Here is an 18,787-nt window from a genome sequence, read left to right on the forward strand (position 1 = left end):
TATCTACATCCTGAAACCTGCTCAAAAGCTGGCGAGCCAGCCGCTGAGACGATGCACAACGCTTGCTGAGTAGACTCTCAACGCTCGAACAGCGCCATCGCCTCAACATGTGCCGTTTGCGGAAACATGTCCAGAATACCGGCTTTTTTCAACCGATAACCCTGTTGCAACAATTCGCCACTGTCGCGCGCCAGGGTCGTCGGATTACACGATACGTAAACCAATCGTTTAGCCCCTAGACGCGCAATCTGCTGAACCACCTGCAGCGCGCCATCACGCGGCGGGTCGAGCACAATGGCGTCGAAACCTCCCGTAGCCCAGCCCGCGTCAGATAGCGGTTTGGACAGGTCCGCCTGATAAAAGTGCGCATTGCTCAGGCCGTTGGCGCGGGCATTGTCTGCCGCGCGCTCGACCATGGCCTGCACACCTTCCACGGCAATCACTTCGCGCGCCTGCAGGGCCAGCGGCAAAGCGAAGTTGCCCAGCCCGCAGAACAGATCCAGCACCCGCTCATCGCTACGCGGCGCCAACCACTGCAAGGCCTGGGCCACCATCGCCTCGTTAACGGCGGCATTTACCTGCACGAAGTCGCCAGGGCGATAGGCCAGTTGCAGGTTCCAGGTGTCCAGGCGGTAGCCCAATTGCTGCGTAGCGTCCACCGCTTGCGGCTCACCCTCACCCTGCAACCACAGTTGGGCACGATGCACCGAGCAGAATGCCTGCAGCCGGGCCAGATCCACTTCACTCAATGCTTCGGTATGGCGCACCAGAACGGCGCTGGCGGTGCCCTGGAACAGCTCGACATGGCCTATCGCACGCGGCGCCTGCAGCTCGCTCAGCAGCGCTGGCAACGCGAGCAAGATGGGCTGCAGCGGCTCGACCAGCACCGGGCATTCACCAACGGCGACGATGTCTTGGCTGGATGCTGCACGAAAGCCGACTTCCAGTCGCTTGCTGCGCATGTCCCAACGCACGGCGATACGCGCGCGACGGCGGTACGCAAATTCGGGGCTGGTCAGCGGCTCTGACCAGACTTCGGGTCGCAAGCCGCCAAGGCGTTCGAGCTGCTCGGCGAGCATCCGCTGTTTAAAAGCAAGCTGTTCGCCGTGGGGAATGTGCTGCACGCTGCAGCCACCACACACGCGGGCGTGTACGCACGGCTCGTCGCGCCGGTCGGGACTGGCCTGAAATACCCGCTCGGTGCGCGCCTCCACCACCTTGCTACGAGCGCCGAGCACCCTGGCTTCGACCTCTTCACCGGGCAGCGCACCGCCGACGAACCAGGTTCGGCCCTCGATGAACGCAATACCGCGGCCGTCGTTTGCCAGGCGCTCGATCTTCAGGCGCTGTTTCTTGCCGACCGGCACCTGAGCGGCACGCGTGCCGCCGCTCGGCTGGAAGCGCAGACCGCCATTCTTGCCGGCCATCAGTTCGCCGTGGCGTCGTACACGCCAGTGGACAGATAGCGGTCACCGCGATCACAGATGATGGCAACCAGCACCGCGTTCTCCAGTTGCTGGGACAGGCGCAGCATGGCCGCGACCGCGCCACCAGAGGAAACGCCGCAGAAGATGCCTTCCTCGCGCGCCATGCGGCGCATCACGTCCTCGGCTTCGGCCTGTGCCATGTCGACGATGTGGTCGACGCGCTCGGACTCGAAGATCTTCGGCAGGTACTCTTCCGGCCAGCGACGGATGCCCGGAATCGCCGAGCCTTCCATCGGCTGCAGACCGACGATCTGCACGCCTGGGTTTTGCTCCTTGAGGTAGCGCGACACGCCCATGATGGTGCCGGTGGTGCCCATGGAGCTGATGAAATGGGTGATCTGCCCGCCCGTCTGGCGCCAGATTTCCGGGCCGGTACCGGTGTAGTGGGCGACCGGGTTGTCGCCGTTGGCGAACTGATCGAGCACTTTGCCGCGGCCGTCGGCCTGCATGGCGAGAGCCAGGTCACGGGCACCTTCCATGCCCTCCTCCTTACTCACCAGGATCAACTCGGCGCCGTAGGCGGTCATCGCCGCCTTGCGCTCGGCACTGGAGTTGTCCGGCATGATCAGGATCATCTTGTACCCCTTGATCGCCGCAGCCATGGCCAGCGCGATGCCGGTATTACCCGAGGTCGCCTCGATCAACGTATCGCCGGGTTGGATATCACCGCGCAGTTCGGCACGGCTGATCATCGACAATGCCGGGCGATCTTTCACCGAGCCGGCCGGGTTGTTGCCTTCGAGTTTCACCAGCAGGGTGTTGCTGGTAGTGCCAGCCAGTCGTTGCAGGCGAACCAGAGGCGTATTGCCGACGCATTCGGCGATCGTGGGGTATTGCGGGGTCATAGCGTCGATCGAGTCCAGACGGCTGCAGGGGGCCGTAATGATACCGGCAAAAGGGCCCGACCCCTACTATCAGCTGCATCGACATCGACCGGCTCGCAGCGATTGCCTAATAGTGCTGGAGCCCTTGTTCCCTGCCTCGCAGACACACGGGAAAAGGCTTGCGAACAAGCGGATCTAAGCTAATAACGGATTGATCTAGCGCCTCGTGACACCCGCGATCACCGGTGTGCCGCTGAGCGGATCGCGCATCAGCGTGCAACGTACGTCGTAGAGCTCCTCGACGAGTGCCGGAGTGACGATCTCGGCGGGCGCACCCTCGGCGATGATCCTCCCAGCCTTCATCGCCACCAGATGATCGGCGTAGCGGCAGGCGCTGGACAGGTCGTGCACCACCATGACCACGGTCTTGCCCACCGAAGCCAGATCGCGAATCAGCTCGAAGACTTCGATCTGGTGGCCAAGATCCAGAGCCGAGGTAGGTTCGTCGAGCAACAGCAATGGCGTCTGCTGCGCCACCGCCATAGCGATCCAGGCGCGCTGGCGCTGGCCACCGGACATCGACTCCAGCGGGCGCTCGGCCAGTGCTTGCAGGTCGGCCACACGCAGCGCTTCTTCGACGATGGCCTGATCGTCCGCCGACCACTGGCGCAGCAGGCTCTGGTGCGGCTGGCGACCAAAGCGGATCAGTTCGGAGACGGTCAGGCCGTCGGGCGCATTGGCGTCCTGGGGCAATAGCGCCAGTTGCCGCGCCACCTGCTTCGACGGCAGGCTGCCGATAGCCCGACCGTTGAGCAGCACCGCACCCGCACTGGGTTTATGCAGGCGCGACAGGCCGGCCAACAATGTCGACTTGCCGCAGCCATTGGGGCCGACGATGGCGGTCACCTGCCCTGACGGAATGCGCAGCGACAACCCCTCGATGATCGCTGCATGGGGGTAACCCAGGCTCAGGCTCTCGGCCTGCAGGGTAACCTCGGCCTCGGGCCGGGTGGCGAACAGGTTGGACGTAGTCATCGGCTCAACTCCGCAGCGGCCGTCGAATAGAGGCGGCCTTTCATGTCAGTCTGCGCGACGGCTGGCGCAACAGGATCCACAACAAATAGGGCCCGCCAACCACGGCGGTGATCACCCCGACGGGAATTTCGATGGGCGCCAGCCAGGTGCGCCCGATCCAGTCCGCAGACGTCATCAACAACGCACCGGCCAACGCCGAACAGAGCACGGGCACGCCGCGATGGCCGCTCAGGTAGCGGGCCATCTCCGGCGCGGCAAGGGCCACCAGCCCCACCGGGCCGGCCACTGCCACGGCCAGCGCGGTGAGCAACACGGTGGTGATCAACGTCAGCAGGCGCATGGTTCTGAGACGCACGCCGAGGCCCACCGCCACGCTGTCGGAAAAACGCATCAGTTCCAGACGCTGAGCCAGGTATTTGACCAGCGGCAGGCAAAGGATCAGACCGATGCCCAGCAGCCAGATGGCCTGCGCCGGCCGCGCGTTGAGGCTGCCGACCGTCCAGGGATAGGCGACGTTGGCGGCATCGATATCGGCGCGCGCCAGCATCAGATTGGTCAGCGCACCAAACACCGCCCCCACCGCGATTCCCACCACGATGAAGCGATAGCCACGGGCGCCCGCACCAGCACTCAGGCCGAAAGCCAGCACCGCCGCAGTAGTGGCGCCGGTGAGCGCCAGTGCGGAAGGTGCCAGGGTGGTCGGTACGGCGACGATCGAGGCCACGGCGAAGGCCGTGGCACCGTCGTCGATACCGATCACTCCCGGAGTAGCCAGACGGTTACGCGCCAGGGTCTGCAGCAGGCAGCCACCGATCCCGAACGCCGCGCCGGTGAGCAGGCCGGCGACCAGGCGCTGCAGACGCAGCTCCTGAACCAGAAACACGTGCATCGGCTCGCCCTGGCCGAACGCAGCCGCCAGAGCCGTCCACGGCGACAGGCCAGCGGCGCCGGATGCCAGGCTGACGCCGGTGATGAGCACGATCGCAGCGGAGAGCCCCAGCGCGGCGAACACACCGCGCCGGTTCAACAGCACCCGCAGCGAGCCAAGTGCCAGCAGCCAGTATCCGCTCGGTGCCTTGGGCATTGACGACAGAGGGCTGTTCATAAGGTCGGCAACCTGTGGCTGCGCACCACGGCGATCAGCACCGGTGCCCCGATCAATGCGGTCACCACGCCAATCGGCAGCTCGTAGGGGCTGACCAGCAGGCGCGAAAGGATATCGGCGAACAACACGATGATCGGCCCGAGCAACAGCGACAAACCGATGGTGCGGCGGATGTCCGGCCCGACCAGACGGCGCGCCACGAATGGCACTACCAGGCCGACGAACGCCATGGGCCCCGCCGCCGCCGTGGCGGTACCGACCAATACGGCGACGCCCAGCAAGGCGCCAAGACGTGTCAGGCCAGGATGGTGGCCGAGACCGGTGGCCATCTTCTCGCCGAGGGCCAACGCAGCCAGCGGGCGGATCAACGGCACGAGCAACAGCAAGCCAAGCAACAGGCCGGGCGCACTCCAGGTCAATACGTCCTGAGGACGACCGGCCAGAGCACCGATGATCCAGAAACGAATCTCGTCGGAGCTGCGCTGGTCGTGCAGCAGAATCAAGGTGCTGATGGCGGTCAGAATCCCCGAGAAGGCTGCACCGGCCAACACCAGACGCACCGGGTCGTCACCGACTCCGCGCACCTGAGTGACCAGCAATACCAGCAGGCAACCCGCCATCGCGCCAGCGATGGCCACGCCGAGATTCAGGGTGGCCGCGCTGGCGCCCAGGCTGATCGCCACCACCACGGCGAAGGACGCACCGGCACTCACACCCAGCAGACCGGGCTCGGCAAGCGGGTTGCGGGTGGCCGATTGGAGCACCACGCCAGCAGCGCCCAAGGCGACACCGACCAGCACGCCGAGCAACGTGCGTGGCAGGCGCAACTCGAACAGCACGAAGCGCGCTTCATCATCCGTTGCGCCAAACAGCGCCAGCAGGCTGCGTGCGATGCCGACCTCACCCGCTCCGATCAGCAGGCTGGCAACGCACAGCAACCCCAACGACGCGGCCACCCACACCAGCGCATTGGCCAGCGGCAGGCGACCGCCCTTCACATCGGCGGTCATTGCGAGGCGACGGCCTTCTCCACGTCATCGAGAATCACGTTGGCAGCCAGCGGCCCGCTGCCGCTGCTCCAGATCTGCCCGTCGACGCTCTGCACATGGCCGCTGCTGACCGCCTTCAGACGGGCGAATGCCGGCTGCTGACGCGCCTGCTCCAGCGCCTTGTCGCCATCGGCGTTGAGGGTGGCGAGGAACAGCCAGTCACCGTCGATACGCGACAGGTTCTCCAGGCTCAAGGCATCGCTGTGGGGCTTTTTGGTCAGCTCCGCGGCCATCGCCGTGCCCTTGAAGCCAAGCTGGCTCAGCAACTGGCCCACGAACAGGTGCTGGGACATCACGCCCGGCCCCTGCGGGCTCCAGCGCACCACGGAAGCGACCTGCCCCGGTTCGATCTTGCTCTTGATGCGCTCGATACGCGTATCGACTGCGGCGATGGCGGCTTTGGCTTCAGCAGCCTTGCCCAGCGCCTTGCCGTAGAACTCGACATTGTTTCGCCAGTCCTGGAACGAGTTGCCCTTGGGTACCACGGTCGGCGCAATCAGGCTGAGTTTCTGGTACTGATCCTTGGTGAGTTCCGGCGAAGCCAGAATCAGATCCGGTTGCAGGGCGAACACCGACTCCAGATTGGTTTCTCGGGCAGTGCCGACGATCTTGACGTCGCCCGCCCTGCCCTTCAGGTATTCCGATACGTCACTGCCACCACGCGTAGCAACGCTGCCCAGCGGCTTGACGCCAACGGACAGCGCCACATCCAGCGCATTCTCGCCCAAGGTAACCACGCGCTGCGGCGTGCCCTCCAGTTTGATCTCACCATAGGCGGTATCGAGGGTGCGCGATTCGGCCAGCGCAGTGCCCAGTGGCAGCAGCGCAACCAAGCCGGAAAACGCCAGCAGGCGTGAGCGTCGGGATAGGCTAGCAATCATCGGAATATCCTTTCTTTACGGTGAAACGAACGACTGCAACCTGGCAGCCGGCCGCAGTGCAATGACGATGGTTGTGGTTTGGCGGCAGCGGCAATACTGCGGCAAAAATGCTCGGTATTTTCATTTACACATGTAAAGCCGGGCATCTTCATGAGCCCACCACGCCGAGTTGTTGCCAGAGGGGTAGCGAGAAAGGCACTCACCTTTTATGCATCACAGCCGTTCCGCACGTTGCGACCAGGCTCAGCCCTATCGACTTGGACGCCAGCCATTCATCGAACCTGGCAGACGCCATGGCAGTGGTTTTATCCGCACGTAACGGATGCACATAACTGCCCCACATCAACATCTGTAACGCCTGCAACAAGACACCGGGTTCTGCGGAAAACGCCGGCAAGTGACGCAACTCGAAAAATGATTTTGGCCCCGAGCCAAGAGCCCGCAGCAGCGGATCGAAAATCGCTTCCGGCCCCGGAATCGACCCGATCGGCGTGGCAAAAACCAATCCGCCCGACGGTGGCATCGATGGCAATGCCATGAACTGGAGACGATCCAGTTCGGCGAGATGTTGCTCGGCGCCGATGGCCTGAGCTTGTCGTTGAAACACGTCCAAACGCTGATGCTGATTGCGGGCGGCGTCCTTGACCGTTTCGCGCAGAGCGATCGACGGCAGGCCGGCAAGAATCGGCTGAATATTGCCTGGAATGGATAGGCTATCCATATTCTCGAAGCAGTCTGCGCTACCGATATAGGTCAGCTCGGCCTGCGCCACGATCCGATGCACGTCGGCAGAATGTTGTGGCCGCCAGAAATCGGTCAGGAAGTCATGAGCCAGATAGGTCAGGTGCTCTTTTTCCAGCGCTGCCAACTCATCCTTGAGGCCCGGGTTGTCTTCGAACGCCCCTGCGCCGTTATCCGCCAGACTGCGAAGAAGCTCAACGCCGTGACGAACAGCCTCTGCCGAATCGCCGGGCATGGCCAAGGAGACCTCATGCAGCACCTTCTGAATGGCGGTCAGCCGTGTCGCACCGGGGTAACACATATAATGCAGATAAAAGAGGCCGCCCGGTTTCAGGTAGCGGTGCAGTGCCTTCAAGATGCTGGCCTGAGCCTGAGGCGGCAACCACGACCAGGTGCCATGGCAGGCGATGAAGTCGAACGGCTGCTGATCCTGCTTGGCGAAGTCAGCAAAGCTGGCTTCGATGAACTCTACATTCGTCAGCCCAATGCTCTGCGCAGCCTGCCGGGCCAGTGCAATATGCCCAGCATTGAAGTCGACACCCACGAACTCCCCTAGAGGGTTGCTCGCAGCTGCCACCAACAGGTTGATGCCTGCGCCACAGCCAAGCTCGCAGTATCGATACGGGCGAACGATATCCGGAGCTCTACACGCCAGGCTGGTCGCTATGTAGCTCATCCACACCGGCTGCATTTCCTTATGGAAATGCAGCGGATAGGGAACGTCGATCACATAGCCCTCTCGGCGGCTCATTGGCAATCTCCAGTCTTGGTAAAAGCAAACGCATCAAAACGCCAAAATCCAGCTTCCTCATACGCTCGGCGTAAGAGGAAGCTGGATGTGCGGTTCATACAGCCCGATTAGAAACGGCTGGTAAACCCGACGTAGAACGTGCGCGGGTCGCCGTCACCGTAATCGTCGTCGGTTTCCACGGCGTCATTGAAGACGTTCTGTACGCCAGCGCGCAGCGTCAGGTTCTTGTTGACGGCATAGTTGCCACCCAGATCCACCGTGGTATTAGCTTCAGCGAAGCTGTCGGCCCCAGTCGCGGAAGGCCGGTATAACTGCTTGCCAAGATATTGAGTCGATACGTAGGTGGAGAGCTGGTTGTTGACCTGCCACTCGAGCAGCGCATTGGCAGTCCACTCGGGTGTCATCAACAACGCTTCGCCTGTCGTGGTGTTCTCCGACTCGATCATGTAGGTCGCGTTACCGCTGAACGACACTGTGGTGCTGATCGGCACGCCGAACGACATCTCAACGCCACTGGTCTTGGCTTCCTCGATGTTGTACTGCTGGGTGTACCAGATTCCATTGACCTGACCCAGGAAGCCGTTCTGCATCATGTCCTTGATTTTGCTGGTGAAGTAGGTGGCTTCGAAGCGGTATTCGTTTTCGTCGAAAGCTACACCCAGCTCATAGTTGGTGCTGATTTCGGGCTCCAGATCCGGGTTACCAACCATGAAGCACTGGCCGCCCATGTAACCGAGCGGTGCCAGTGACGTACACCCCATCCCCATCGACGAAGTGCCCGAGCTCAAGGAACGCTCTTTGAGGTTCGGTGCGCGGAAGCCTTTGGAAACCCCGCCCTTGATCGTCCAGGCCTCGGCAGGGTGATAAACCAGATAAGCACGAGGGCTGGTGTGGGCGCTGAAACCATCGGTGCGATCAGTGCGCAGACCCAGAGTCAGCGTCAGGTCATCACGCAGGAAAATCTGATCCTCGGCGAACACTGCCCAGGCCCATCCTTCCGGGTTCTTGTCGGCAGTCAATGCCTCGGCCTGGCCTGGAGGGATGAACGCAGCGATGTTGCCGATGTTGCCAGGGTTCTCAACCTCCTCTTCCTTGTATTGCAGGCCTGCGGTCAGCCATTGGCTGAAGCCCAGCTCGAAAGGCACGTCGAACTTGAAGTCGGCGACGGCTTCCTTCGACTTGGCGCCGCCATTGGCACTTTCGAGCTCATCAGCTTTGTTCTCGAAGGTGTTGACGTAGAGATCGAGCTTGGTACCCACCTCGCCAAAACGGCCTTCGTGGCCGATGCCGAAACCGCGGCTGATCATTTTCGAAGACCCGAACGTCTCATTGGTATCGCCTGCGGCTGCGCGCGCCTCCACGTCATCGAACGAGCGGGCACGCTCCTCACCAGCGGATGCGTCGACACTGAAACTGTGGTTCTCCGAGGCCTGCCAATTGAGCTTGGCATTGACGTTTTTCGACAATGCGCCGGTCGACCCCGTGGAGCCCGAATCTGACTCACGATCACTGAAGCTGCCACCAAGGCGCAGCCCGAGACTATCGGTCAGCGGGCCACTGACGTTGACGCCGATCTGCGATGTGTCGCCCGAGTCGCTGGGCTGCGGCCGGCTGTAGTTGGAGGTGATCGAACCACCCCACTCGGGTGAGACCTTGCGTGTGATGATATTGATCACCCCACCCATAGCCTCCGAACCGTACAGCGATGACATGGCGCCACGTACCACCTCGATACGCTCGATGGACTCGGGCGATAGCCAGTCCAGATCCTGAGGAATGGTGTCAGGGCGGTGGCCCAACAGCTGCGAGCTGCCGATGCGCTTGCCGTCGATCAGAATGAGGGTGTATCGATCCGGCATGCCGCGAAAGGAAATCTTCGAACCCGCGCCGGTTGCCGAGTAACCGCCAGTGACACCAGGCAGCGTGCCGAGCACTTCGGCAATGCTGGCCATCGGCTTACGCTCGATATCTTGGCGCGTGACCACGCTGATACTGGCTGGGGCATCACGCAGATCCACTTCCGTACCTGCTGCGGTCACCACCGTGGAGCCGAGTTCCATCGCAGAATCACGGTGCTCGGCCACATGCAGAATGGATGCGTCGTCAGCGAGATCATTTTCGGTAGTTTGCGCAGTCACCGCCGCTGGCGCACTGAACGCCAGCATGATGGCCGTGGCCAGCAGGTTCGGTTTGTATTTCGGATTCATAGACGTCCCTTCAACCCCATACGCGTCACGCCCAAGTGGGCAGAAATCGGCGGACGGGGATGTCGGAACTGATTACTCAGACAGCCATTCTAGAGGCGTCCCCGCCGTCACAACGGCGCAAATGATAGTAAATATCATATGAGAGTAAACGTCATTTACACTCTATACACTTTGCTCGCGAAGCTCGGCGGCCGGTAGCAGCAGGTGCATCTGCAGGCCGCTCCCGGGCGGGCTTTCGGCCCACAGTCGGCCGCCCTGCAAGGCGATGGCGCTACGGGCGATACTCAAGCCAAGACCAAAGCCACCGTCGCCGGGACGCGCGCTGTCCAGGCGTGCGAAAGGTTCGAAGATGGTTTCCAAGTAGCGGGTATCGATGCCTGGTCCGCTGTCGACCAGGTGCAGGTGCCAGTTCTCCCCTTCCAGCTCTCCCAGCAAACGTACGCTGCCGTCGGCGGGCGAGTGGCGAATGGCATTACGCAGCAGGTTCTCCAGAGCCTGAGCGAGACTGGTCAGGTTGGCGGCGACCAGGCAGCTTTCATCCACCTGGAACAACAACTGGTCGCTCGACCAGCCCGTTTCGAAACAGGCATCCTCGACCAACATGTCCCAGAGCTGCACCAAGCGGATCGGCTCACGGGCGAACTGCGGGCGCTCGGAATCCAGCCAAGCCAGCTCCAGAGAGTTTTCCACCAGGCGCTGCATGATGGTGATTTCCCGATCCAGGCGCTGACGCAGTACCTGCGGATCGCTCTCGCCGTCAGCCGCCACGCGCAGTCGGCTCAGTGGCGTTCGCAGCTCGTGGGACAGGTCGCGCAGCAGGCGCCGCTGGTAGGCGACGGTACCCTGCAGGCGCTCGGCCATATGATCGAAAGCGCGGCCCAACTCGCCCAGCTCGTCCTTGCGGGCGGCTACCGGTGGCCCGACGCGGGCGCTAAGGTCACCGGCGCTAAGGGTGGTGGCCTGTCGGCGGAGAATTACCAGCGGTGCGATGAACAGGCGGTACAGCAACGTGCCAAGCAGTATCGCGAGCGATGCCGGCAGCACCTTGCGCAGGAGAAACTCCCACAGCGGCTGGTAATAACGCGGATCCAGTCGCGGAGGCAGTTCCATCACCAAACGAGTGTGACCGTCGCTGAAGGGCACATAAAAGGTCGGTCTGCCGCCTGGCCGGCCGACCTTCTGGCCGAGAGCACGCACGAAGTCCAGGCGCAACACTTCCTCTTTAGTAAGCGCCTGTGAGGACAGCGACAGGTGATCGTCATTAACCACCATGGCCCAGACCTCCTCACGCTCGCGCAGCTCATGAAGAAAGTCGTCCAGCCCAGGGGTTCCTCGTTCTTTCCAGGCGCTTTCGGCCTCTTGCGCAAAATCCCTCAACGCTCGCTGGCTGGACTCGGACAAAACGGACATCGAATCGTAGACGCGCTTGTCCAGATCCACATGCAGGCTGATGATCAGCAGGCAGAACAGCGCCAGCCCGAAGACCAGTTTCCAGAACAGCGAGTGCCGGCCTGGCATCTCAGGATTCCCGGCCGGTCAGCACGTAGCCTTTGCCCCAGACCGACTCCAGGCGCATGCCGGTGTAGCCGATGTGTTTGAGTTTGCGGCGCACGTTGCTGACGTGCATGTCCAGGCTACGGTCATGCTGGGCATAACCGCGGTGCAGCACGTGCTGATAAAGGAATGCCTTGCTGAGCACCTCTTCGGCATGCCGGGAAAAGGTTTCCAGCAAACGATACTCGGTCGGCGTCAGCAAGGCCCAGTGGCCGTCATGGCAGACATCGCAGCGGTCTTCGTCATATTTCAGCGCACCGTCCTGCAAGGGAGGCGGCTGCTCACGCCGCTCGTAGGCCACCCGGCGCAGGATCGCCTCGATACGCACACTGAGTTCACCAAGGCTGAACGGCTTGGGCAGGTAATCATCCGCGCCCTTGCTGAACCCGGCGATGCGATCCTGCTCGGCGCCCAGCGCAGACATCAGAATCACCGGCACACGACGCCTTTCACGCAGGCGCTGCAGCACGTCCAGGCCATTACTGCCAGGCAGCAGAATATCCATCAGGATCAGGTCGAAATCCTGCTCCTGAGCCAGACGAAGGCCTTCACTGCCATCGAGACTGACCGTGACATCGAAACCGTAACCTTGCAGGTGAGCCTGCAAATGGGACGCGAGAGCCGGGTCGTCTTCGACCGCAAGAATACGAGTGACGCTGTTGGCTGGGGACGGCATGGCGGGCAAGCTCTGAAAGCAAATGTGAACGATTCTACCTATTTACCAGCCTGCCCGCTAAGCCGCCAAACGCCAGGCAAGCGTCTGCGCAGCGGAATCGCTACACTGCCTGACATCGTTGAAAGGGGACGTCGCGTGTTCAAGGATATCGGCATCAAGGGCCGGGTACTGATGCTTACCCTGCTGCCTACCAGCCTGCTGGCGCTGGTGCTGGGTGGCTATTTCATCTGGATGCAACTCTCCGGGCTGCAGGCGCAACTGCTGCAGCGCGGGCACATGATCGCCGAGCAACTGGCGCCCCTGGCGGCGCCTGCTCTGCTGCACAGCGACGAATCGCTGCTGCAACGCATCGCCAACGAAGCCCTGGAACAGCCGGACGTGCGCGCGGTGAGCTTCCTCACCACGCAGAACGACCGCCTGGCCCACGCCGGCCCCAGCATGCTCAATGAGCGTCCAATCATCGACAGCGATACCGTGGGTGTCGCCCAACTTAGCAGCCAGGACGCGACCCGTTTTCTGCTGCCGGTAATGGCCCAGCACCTAACCCTTAGCGGAGAAGAGCAGCCCGCCTCGGTGGCCGCTCCGATCGGCTGGGTGGAGCTGGAACTGTCGCATCACAACACGCTACTCAGCGGCTACCGCAGCCTGCTGACCAGTCTGCTGTTGGTGGTGACCGGGCTGATCATCACCGGTTTGCTGGCGCTGCGCATGAGCCGCAGCATCAACGACCCCCTGCTGCGCATCAAGAATGGCGTCGCCCTGCTAAAGGATGGCCACCTGGAAACCCGCCTGCCACCATTGGGCAGCCATGAGCTGGACGAGCTCGCCTCGGGCATCAACCGCATGGCCGAGTCCCTGCAGAATGCCCAGGAAGAAATGCAGCACAGCATCGACCAGGTCACCGAGGATCTGCGCCAGAACCTGGAAACCATAGAGATCCAGAACATCGAACTGGACTTCGCCCGCAAGGAGGCCCTAGAGGCGAGCCGCATCAAGTCGGAGTTCCTGGCCAACATGAGCCACGAGATCCGCACCCCGCTCAACGGCATTCTCGGTTTCACCAACCTGCTGCAGAAAAGCGAACTGAGCCCGCGCCAGCAGGATTACCTGAGCACCATCGAAAAATCCGCCGACAGCCTGCTGAGCATCATCAATGAGGTGCTCGACTTCTCCAAGATCGAGGCCGGCAAGCTGGTGCTGGAAAACATACCGTTCAACCTGCGCGACCTGCTGCAGGACACCCTGACCATCCTCGCTCCTTCCGCTCACGAAAAGCAGCTGGAACTGCTCTCGCTGGTCTATCGCGATACACCACTGTCGCTGTCCGGCGATCCACTGCGCCTCAAGCAGGTGCTCACCAACCTGGTCAACAACGCGATCAAGTTCACCCGCGAAGGCAGCATCGTCATCCGCGCCATGCTCGAAGAAGAAACGGCAGATCGCGCGCAACTGCGCATCAGCGTGCGCGATACCGGTATTGGTTTGGCGGAAGAGGATTTGCGTGCGCTGTTCCAGGCCTTCAGCCAGGCAGACAATTCCATGTCCCGCCAAGCCGGCGGTACCGGCTTGGGCCTGGTGATTTCCAAGCGCCTGATCGAGCAAATGGGCGGCGAAATCGGCGTGGACAGCACACCCGGCGAGGGCTCCGAATTCTGGGTCAGCCTGAGCCTGCCCAAGGCCCGCAGCGATGCTGAAGACCAGCCCCGCGCCCTCTCGGGACGTCGAGCCGCCATTCTCGAAGCCCACGAATTGGCCTGCCAGGCACTGCAGCATCAACTGGAAGATTGCGGACTGCACGTCAGCGTATTCAGCGACCTGAACAGTTTGTGCGAGGCTGTCAGCACGGCCAGCCAATCTGCACAGCCTTTCCACTGTGCCGTGCTCGGCGTAACGGCCAGCCATTTACCACCAGAGCAGCTCGGCCGGCACACCTGGGATCTTGAGCACCTGGGCTGCAAAACCGTGGTGCTTTGCCCCACCACCGAGCAATCGCACTATCAAGACTGCGTGCCCGACTGGCATAGCCAACTGCAGGCCAAACCCGTCTGCACGCGCAAGCTGCAACGTACGCTGACCGAACTGATCGTCCCCAAGCAAATACGCCAGCAGGCGCGGCGCAGCACCACACACTCGCCGACCATCCTGTGTGTCGACGACAACGCCGCCAACCTGTTGCTGGTGCAAACCCTGCTCGACGGCATGGGTGCCCAGGTCACAGTCGCCAGCAGCGGTTTCGACGCCTTGGCGATCGCCCGGGAACAAGAATTCGACCTGGTGTTCATGGACGTGCAGATGCCAGGGATGGATGGTCGCCAGACCACCGAGGCCATCCGTCAGTGGGAACACGATATCGGCCGCACACCAATGCCCATTGTCGCCCTCACCGCCCACGCCCTGGCCAACGAAAAACGTACCTTGCTGCAGAGCGGCATGGACGACTACCTGACCAAGCCGATCAGCGAACGGCAACTGGCTCAGGTCGTACTCAAATGGACAGGCCTGTCGTTGCAGGGCGCCAATCAGAACCATGCCCCTGCCGACATCGTAGCGCCGCCCACCGCGGTACTGGATAACGAGGAAGGCCTGCGCCTGGCGGCTGGTAAGGCCGACCTGGCGGCTGAAATGCTGAGCATGCTGCTGGCCGGGCTGTCAGGAGATCTCCAGGCCATCCGCAAGGCCCGCGCCGATGGCGACCGCAATGCCTTGATCGAGCGCATCCACCGCCTGCATGGCGCCACCCGTTACTGCGGCGTGCCGCAACTGCGCGCAGCCTGTCAGCACAGCGAAACCCAGCTCAAGCAGGATCAGCCCATTCGCAGCAGCAGTTTGGATGAGCTGGAGCAGGCCATAGAACGCCTGAGCCAAGAAGCGAACGTCGATCAATGACGCGCTGCCGCCACCGATGAACAGCCATCCAATGTCCCACTGCCAGCCCTGTGCAAGCCCGCTTCCCGGAACCTTCAGATGACAGCAGCTCCCCCCTCCACCGCGCAACTGCCGCTGACCAAACGCCTGAAAGCCGGCACCAGCCGCGACCATGACAGCGTCGACACACTGGTCATGCAGGCCCGTCCGTTCGAGAGCCTGCTGCGCTATGGCTATTTCCTGCGCCTGCAGCATCGTTTCCATGGCTCCATTGATGCGCTGTACGACGATATCGAACTCAATCGTCTGCTGCCGGGCTTGAGTGAGCTGCCGCGTTTCGAGGCGGTTTGCGCGGATATGGCCGACCTGGATCTGCTAGTGCCACATGCCCCGTCAGCGGTGGTGCCCAGCAGTACACATGCGGCTCTGGGCTGGCTGTACTGCAGTGAAGGCTCCAACCTGGGCGCCGCCTTTCTGTTCAAGGAAACCCAGCAGATCGGCCTCGATGCCGAGAATGGTGCCCGCCACCTGGCGGCCCACCCAGATGGTCGCGGCCTGCACTGGCGCCAGTTCGTCGCCCTGCTCGATGGCCTGGAACTGACCGAGGATCAGCGCGAAGAAGCGGTCAGCGGTGCCGTTGCGGCGTTCGACTTCTATCGTGCTGCGCTACGCGAGATCTTCCCAGCGGCCTGAAGATTCAGCGGCGAAACGTGATCAAACAGCGTTTCGCCGCGCCGCCCTCCTGAATCACGGCCTGCTAGAATGCCCTCCTCACCCGGAGGAACCATGGCCGAACACGATTTCCGCTACAACTTGCTCAACCCCGAACACACCCTGATCGAGTGCCGTGCGCTGGCTCCCGGCCGCTACCAGGTCACCGGTAACGGCGGCTCGATCAAGAGCAACGACGCCCTGGTGGTCAGCCTCAAAGGCAGCCGTGACCTGAGCATGCGCTTGCAGGTCGACAAGGTTCGCCACCTGATCAATCCTCCCGGCCAGTGGGTCGCGGTCGCCCATGGGCCTGCCTTTACCGAACTGTCGATTTTCAATTGGCAAGTCACCTGTGACAGTTGCAACAAGCAACTGGACTTCGAATTCGCGGTCGATAGTGCACTGGGCAAGAAAGCCCAGACGCCCGCTGCCGATGCTCGCCTCGTGGAGCTCGGCTGGCGTAAACAGCAGGACAAACACCTGTGCCCTGCGTGTCTGAAAAAGGAGGCCTGATGAAACCGCTTCTCGCCCTGGGCTTGGCAACCGCCGCCCTGGCTGGCTGCGCCGGCAAACCGGTGCAACTGGAAACCGAGCGCGTCTACCGCGTCGAATGGATTGGCGAACGTCCGCTAATCGACAACAGCCACCTGACCATCACCCTGGGTGACGACGGTCGCGCCTATGGCAACGCCGGCTGCAACCACTGGTTCGCCAGTTACCAGCGTGACGGCGACAAGCTGACCTTCAGCCAGGCCGGCAGCACCCGCAAAATGTGCGCCCCGGCACTGATGGAACAGGAAAGCCGTTTCCTGCAGAGCCTGAGCACCATCGAACGCTGGGATATCTCGCCGATCGAGCAACTGCGCCTGTGGCCGGCCAACGGCAAACCGATCCGGCTGTGGCCTGACGAGTAAGAGCCGTGGTCAAAGTGGCGATTGGCGGGAAACCCTGATCGCCCGCAAGCAGGCTCCTACACGGTGCGGTGTCTGGTAACTGTTGTGCACGGGTCCTAAACCGTAGGAGCCGTGGGGGCGCCTAGCCCTTGCCAGTTCTGCACAGACCACACGTAGGGGCTGGCTTGCCGGCGATGCGCTTTGGGAACCACTGGCGCAGCTCCGCCTATTTACGGCTCACGCGGCGTGAACAGATCCAGTTGCTCATGCTTGCCACGCAAATCCTGCAAACGCACACCCACGCCCAGCAAGCGCACCGGCCGATTGCCGCGCGCATGGGCGTTGCTGAGCAGGGCTCGATAGCTGTCCAGATCACGGGCCGCGCCGGCCTGTTCGAGGGTGGTCTGGGTGAAGTCATGGAACTTGACCTTGACGAAGGGCTTGCCCGCTCGGTAACTGCCATCCAGGCGGGTCATGCGCCGCTCCAGCTCCTCCAGCAGCGCTGGCAGCTGCGCCAGACAGGCATCCAAGTCTGGCAAATCCTGATCGTAGGTGTTTTCCACGCTCATCGACTGACGGCGGCTGTCCGTCTGCACCACACGCTCGTCGATGCCATGGGCCAGACTCCACAGACGCTCGCCGAAACTGCCGAACTCGCGCACCAGCCGCAACTTGTTCCACTGGCGCAAGTCACTGCAGGTGCGTATGCCCAGGCGGGTCAGCTTGTCGGCGGTCACCTTGCCTACGCCATGCAGTTTGGTGACCGGCAACTCGGCGACGAAGTCCTCGACCTGATCGGGAGTGATCACGAAGATGCCGTTGGGTTTGCGCCAGTCGCTGGCGATCTTGGCCAGGAACTTGTTCGGCGCCACCCCCGCCGACACGGTGATGTGCAGGTCGCTGGATACCCGACGACGGATGTCCTGGGCGATACGTGTAGCGCTGCCACCGAAGTGCTCGCAGTTGGACACGTCGAGAAAGGCCTCATCCAGGGACAGCGGCTCGATCTGATCGGTGTAGTCGCGAAAGATCGCGTGAATGTCCCGGGACACAGCGCGGTAGACGTCGAAGCGTGGCTTGACGATCAGCAAGTCAGGGCACAGTTTCAGCGCATGCCCCGAGGCCATGGCCGAACGCACGCCGTAGGCACGTGCCTCGTAGTTGCAGGTGGCGATCACTCCACGCCGATCCGCCGAGCCACCCACCGCCATGGGTTTATCGGCCAGAGCTGGGTTGTCGCGCATTTCGACAGAGGCGTAGAAGGCGTCACAGTCGACGTGAATGATCTTTCGCTGCGCCATAAACCTGAAAACGAGAAAACTGGCCGACCACGAACAGCGGCGGGCAAAGGTGGATAGGCACCTTACTGTATATAAGAACAGCCTTCCAGTTCGAAGTTACGCATTTATGACCTACCCGCACCCGACGCGCTGGCGCCATAAAACCGCCTGAAAGGCCCGCATGGCAGGGGCTGGGCGACTCCCGGCAGTTGCGCAGCGCCGCTAACTGATTGAACGGAAAACAGTTTTTTCCGAGATAAGCGTTGACAGCATGCCTCAGATGAATAGAATGGCGACCGCGGGATGGAGCAGTCTGGTAGCTCGTCGGGCTCATAACCCGAAGGTCGTCGGTTCAAATCCGGCTCCCGCAACCAGATACTCAAAAAGGCCACTCAATCGAGTGGCCTTTTTGTTTTTCCGCCTTGCAGATTTAACTTATTGATTGAAAAGCACAAATCGATTGACAGAAGTCCGCTTTTGTATAGAATTGCCGGCGCGGGATGGAGCAGTCTGGTAGCTCGTCGGGCTCATAACCCGAAGGTCGTCGGTTCAAATCCGGCTCCCGCAACCAGATACTCAAAAAGGCCACTCAATCGAGTGGCCTTTTTTGTTTTTCCGCCCTGCCGATTTAACTTATTGATTGAAAAGCATAAATCGATTGACAGAAGTCCGCTTTTGTATAGAATTGCCGGCGCGGGATGGAGCAGTCTGGTAGCTCGTCGGGCTCA

15 protein-coding genes and 2 tRNA genes are annotated in these 18,787 nt (G+C 61.9%); 6 read left to right on the plus strand and 11 right to left on the minus strand.

All coding sequences use genetic code 11. The features are described 5' to 3' along the window. Window positions 1-77: 77 nt before the first annotated feature. From rlmD to ACZ3GY_RS13845, 10 genes are all read right to left on the minus strand, one after another. Window positions 78-1,427, minus strand: coding sequence for a 23S rRNA (uracil(1939)-C(5))-methyltransferase RlmD (gene rlmD / locus ACZ3GY_RS13800; RefSeq protein ID WP_465910545.1), 1,350 nt, complete (start codon window positions 1,425-1,427; stop codon window positions 78-80). Further along, window positions 1,427-2,332, minus strand: coding sequence for a cysteine synthase CysM (gene cysM, locus ACZ3GY_RS13805; protein ID WP_465910547.1), 906 nt, complete (start codon window positions 2,330-2,332; stop codon window positions 1,427-1,429). The genes rlmD and cysM overlap by 1 nt, the downstream gene beginning before the upstream one ends. Before the next feature lie 195 nt (window positions 2,333-2,527). Continuing rightward, window positions 2,528-3,346 carry an ABC transporter ATP-binding protein gene (locus tag ACZ3GY_RS13810; RefSeq protein ID WP_465910548.1) on the minus strand — a complete coding sequence of 273 codons (819 nt, stop codon included), beginning with the start codon at window positions 3,344-3,346 and terminating at the stop codon, window positions 2,528-2,530. A gap of 40 nt (window positions 3,347-3,386) precedes the next feature. Continuing rightward, window positions 3,387-4,451, minus strand: coding sequence for a FecCD family ABC transporter permease (locus ACZ3GY_RS13815; RefSeq protein WP_225834087.1), 1,065 nt, complete (start codon window positions 4,449-4,451; stop codon window positions 3,387-3,389). Further along, window positions 4,448-5,461 (minus strand): FecCD family ABC transporter permease, encoded by a 1,014-nt coding sequence (locus tag ACZ3GY_RS13820; RefSeq protein ID WP_465910549.1) that lies wholly within the window; start codon window positions 5,459-5,461, stop codon window positions 4,448-4,450. The genes ACZ3GY_RS13815 and ACZ3GY_RS13820 overlap by 4 nt, the downstream gene beginning before the upstream one ends. Further along, entirely contained in the window at window positions 5,458-6,381 is a 924-nt protein-coding gene (locus tag ACZ3GY_RS13825) for an ABC transporter substrate-binding protein (RefSeq protein WP_465910551.1), read from the minus strand. Before ACZ3GY_RS13825 ends, ACZ3GY_RS13820 begins: the two co-directional genes overlap by 4 nt. A 199-nt stretch (window positions 6,382-6,580) precedes the next feature. Then, the gene (locus ACZ3GY_RS13830) at window positions 6,581-7,873 is read right to left on the minus strand and encodes a class I SAM-dependent methyltransferase (RefSeq protein WP_465910552.1); all 1,293 of its coding nucleotides are present in this window, start codon (window positions 7,871-7,873) and stop codon (window positions 6,581-6,583) included. Between the two features lie 107 nt (window positions 7,874-7,980). Then, window positions 7,981-10,080 carry a TonB-dependent receptor domain-containing protein gene (locus tag ACZ3GY_RS13835; RefSeq protein WP_465910554.1) on the minus strand — a complete coding sequence of 700 codons (2,100 nt, stop codon included), beginning with the start codon at window positions 10,078-10,080 and terminating at the stop codon, window positions 7,981-7,983. Window positions 10,081-10,242: 162 nt separating this feature from the next. Then, window positions 10,243-11,598 (minus strand): HAMP domain-containing sensor histidine kinase, encoded by a 1,356-nt coding sequence (locus ACZ3GY_RS13840; RefSeq protein ID WP_465910555.1) that lies wholly within the window; start codon window positions 11,596-11,598, stop codon window positions 10,243-10,245. A 1-nt stretch (window position 11,599) separates the two neighbouring features. Further along, window positions 11,600-12,310, minus strand: coding sequence for a response regulator transcription factor (locus ACZ3GY_RS13845; RefSeq protein WP_465910557.1), 711 nt, complete (start codon window positions 12,308-12,310; stop codon window positions 11,600-11,602). Between the two features lie 135 nt (window positions 12,311-12,445). Here ACZ3GY_RS13845 and ACZ3GY_RS13850 point away from each other — a divergent pair, with 135 nt between their 5' ends. The 4 genes from ACZ3GY_RS13850 (at window position 12,446) to ACZ3GY_RS13865 (ending at window position 16,800) form a co-directional block, all read left to right on the plus strand. Next, window positions 12,446-15,196 (plus strand): ATP-binding protein, encoded by a 2,751-nt coding sequence (locus ACZ3GY_RS13850; protein ID WP_465910558.1) that lies wholly within the window; start codon window positions 12,446-12,448, stop codon window positions 15,194-15,196. Window positions 15,197-15,274: 78 nt separating this feature from the next. After that, window positions 15,275-15,868, plus strand: a complete 594-nt coding sequence (locus tag ACZ3GY_RS13855) for a biliverdin-producing heme oxygenase (RefSeq protein ID WP_465910560.1) — start codon at window positions 15,275-15,277, stop codon at window positions 15,866-15,868. Window positions 15,869-15,961: 93 nt separating this feature from the next. After that, window positions 15,962-16,399, plus strand: coding sequence for a hypothetical protein (locus ACZ3GY_RS13860; RefSeq protein ID WP_465910561.1), 438 nt, complete (start codon window positions 15,962-15,964; stop codon window positions 16,397-16,399). Then, a complete protein-coding gene (locus ACZ3GY_RS13865) occupies window positions 16,399-16,800 on the plus strand; it encodes an META domain-containing protein (RefSeq protein WP_465910562.1) in 402 nt (133 codons plus the stop codon). The genes ACZ3GY_RS13860 and ACZ3GY_RS13865 overlap by 1 nt, the downstream gene beginning before the upstream one ends. Before the next feature lie 209 nt (window positions 16,801-17,009). On the opposite strand, the gene dinB is transcribed toward ACZ3GY_RS13865, so the two are convergent. Next, the gene (gene dinB, locus ACZ3GY_RS13870) at window positions 17,010-18,080 is read right to left on the minus strand and encodes a DNA polymerase IV (RefSeq protein ID WP_465910564.1); all 1,071 of its coding nucleotides are present in this window, start codon (window positions 18,078-18,080) and stop codon (window positions 17,010-17,012) included. Window positions 18,081-18,356: 276 nt separating this feature from the next. Between dinB and ACZ3GY_RS13875 the strand changes: the two genes are divergently transcribed. Further along, window positions 18,357-18,433, plus strand: a tRNA-Met gene (locus ACZ3GY_RS13875). Window positions 18,434-18,553: 120 nt separating this feature from the next. Then, window positions 18,554-18,630, plus strand: a tRNA-Met gene (locus ACZ3GY_RS13880). The last annotated feature ends 157 nt before the right edge of the window (window positions 18,631-18,787 follow it).

Source organism: Pseudomonas sp. PME37.24/006 (assembly GCF_055556635.1).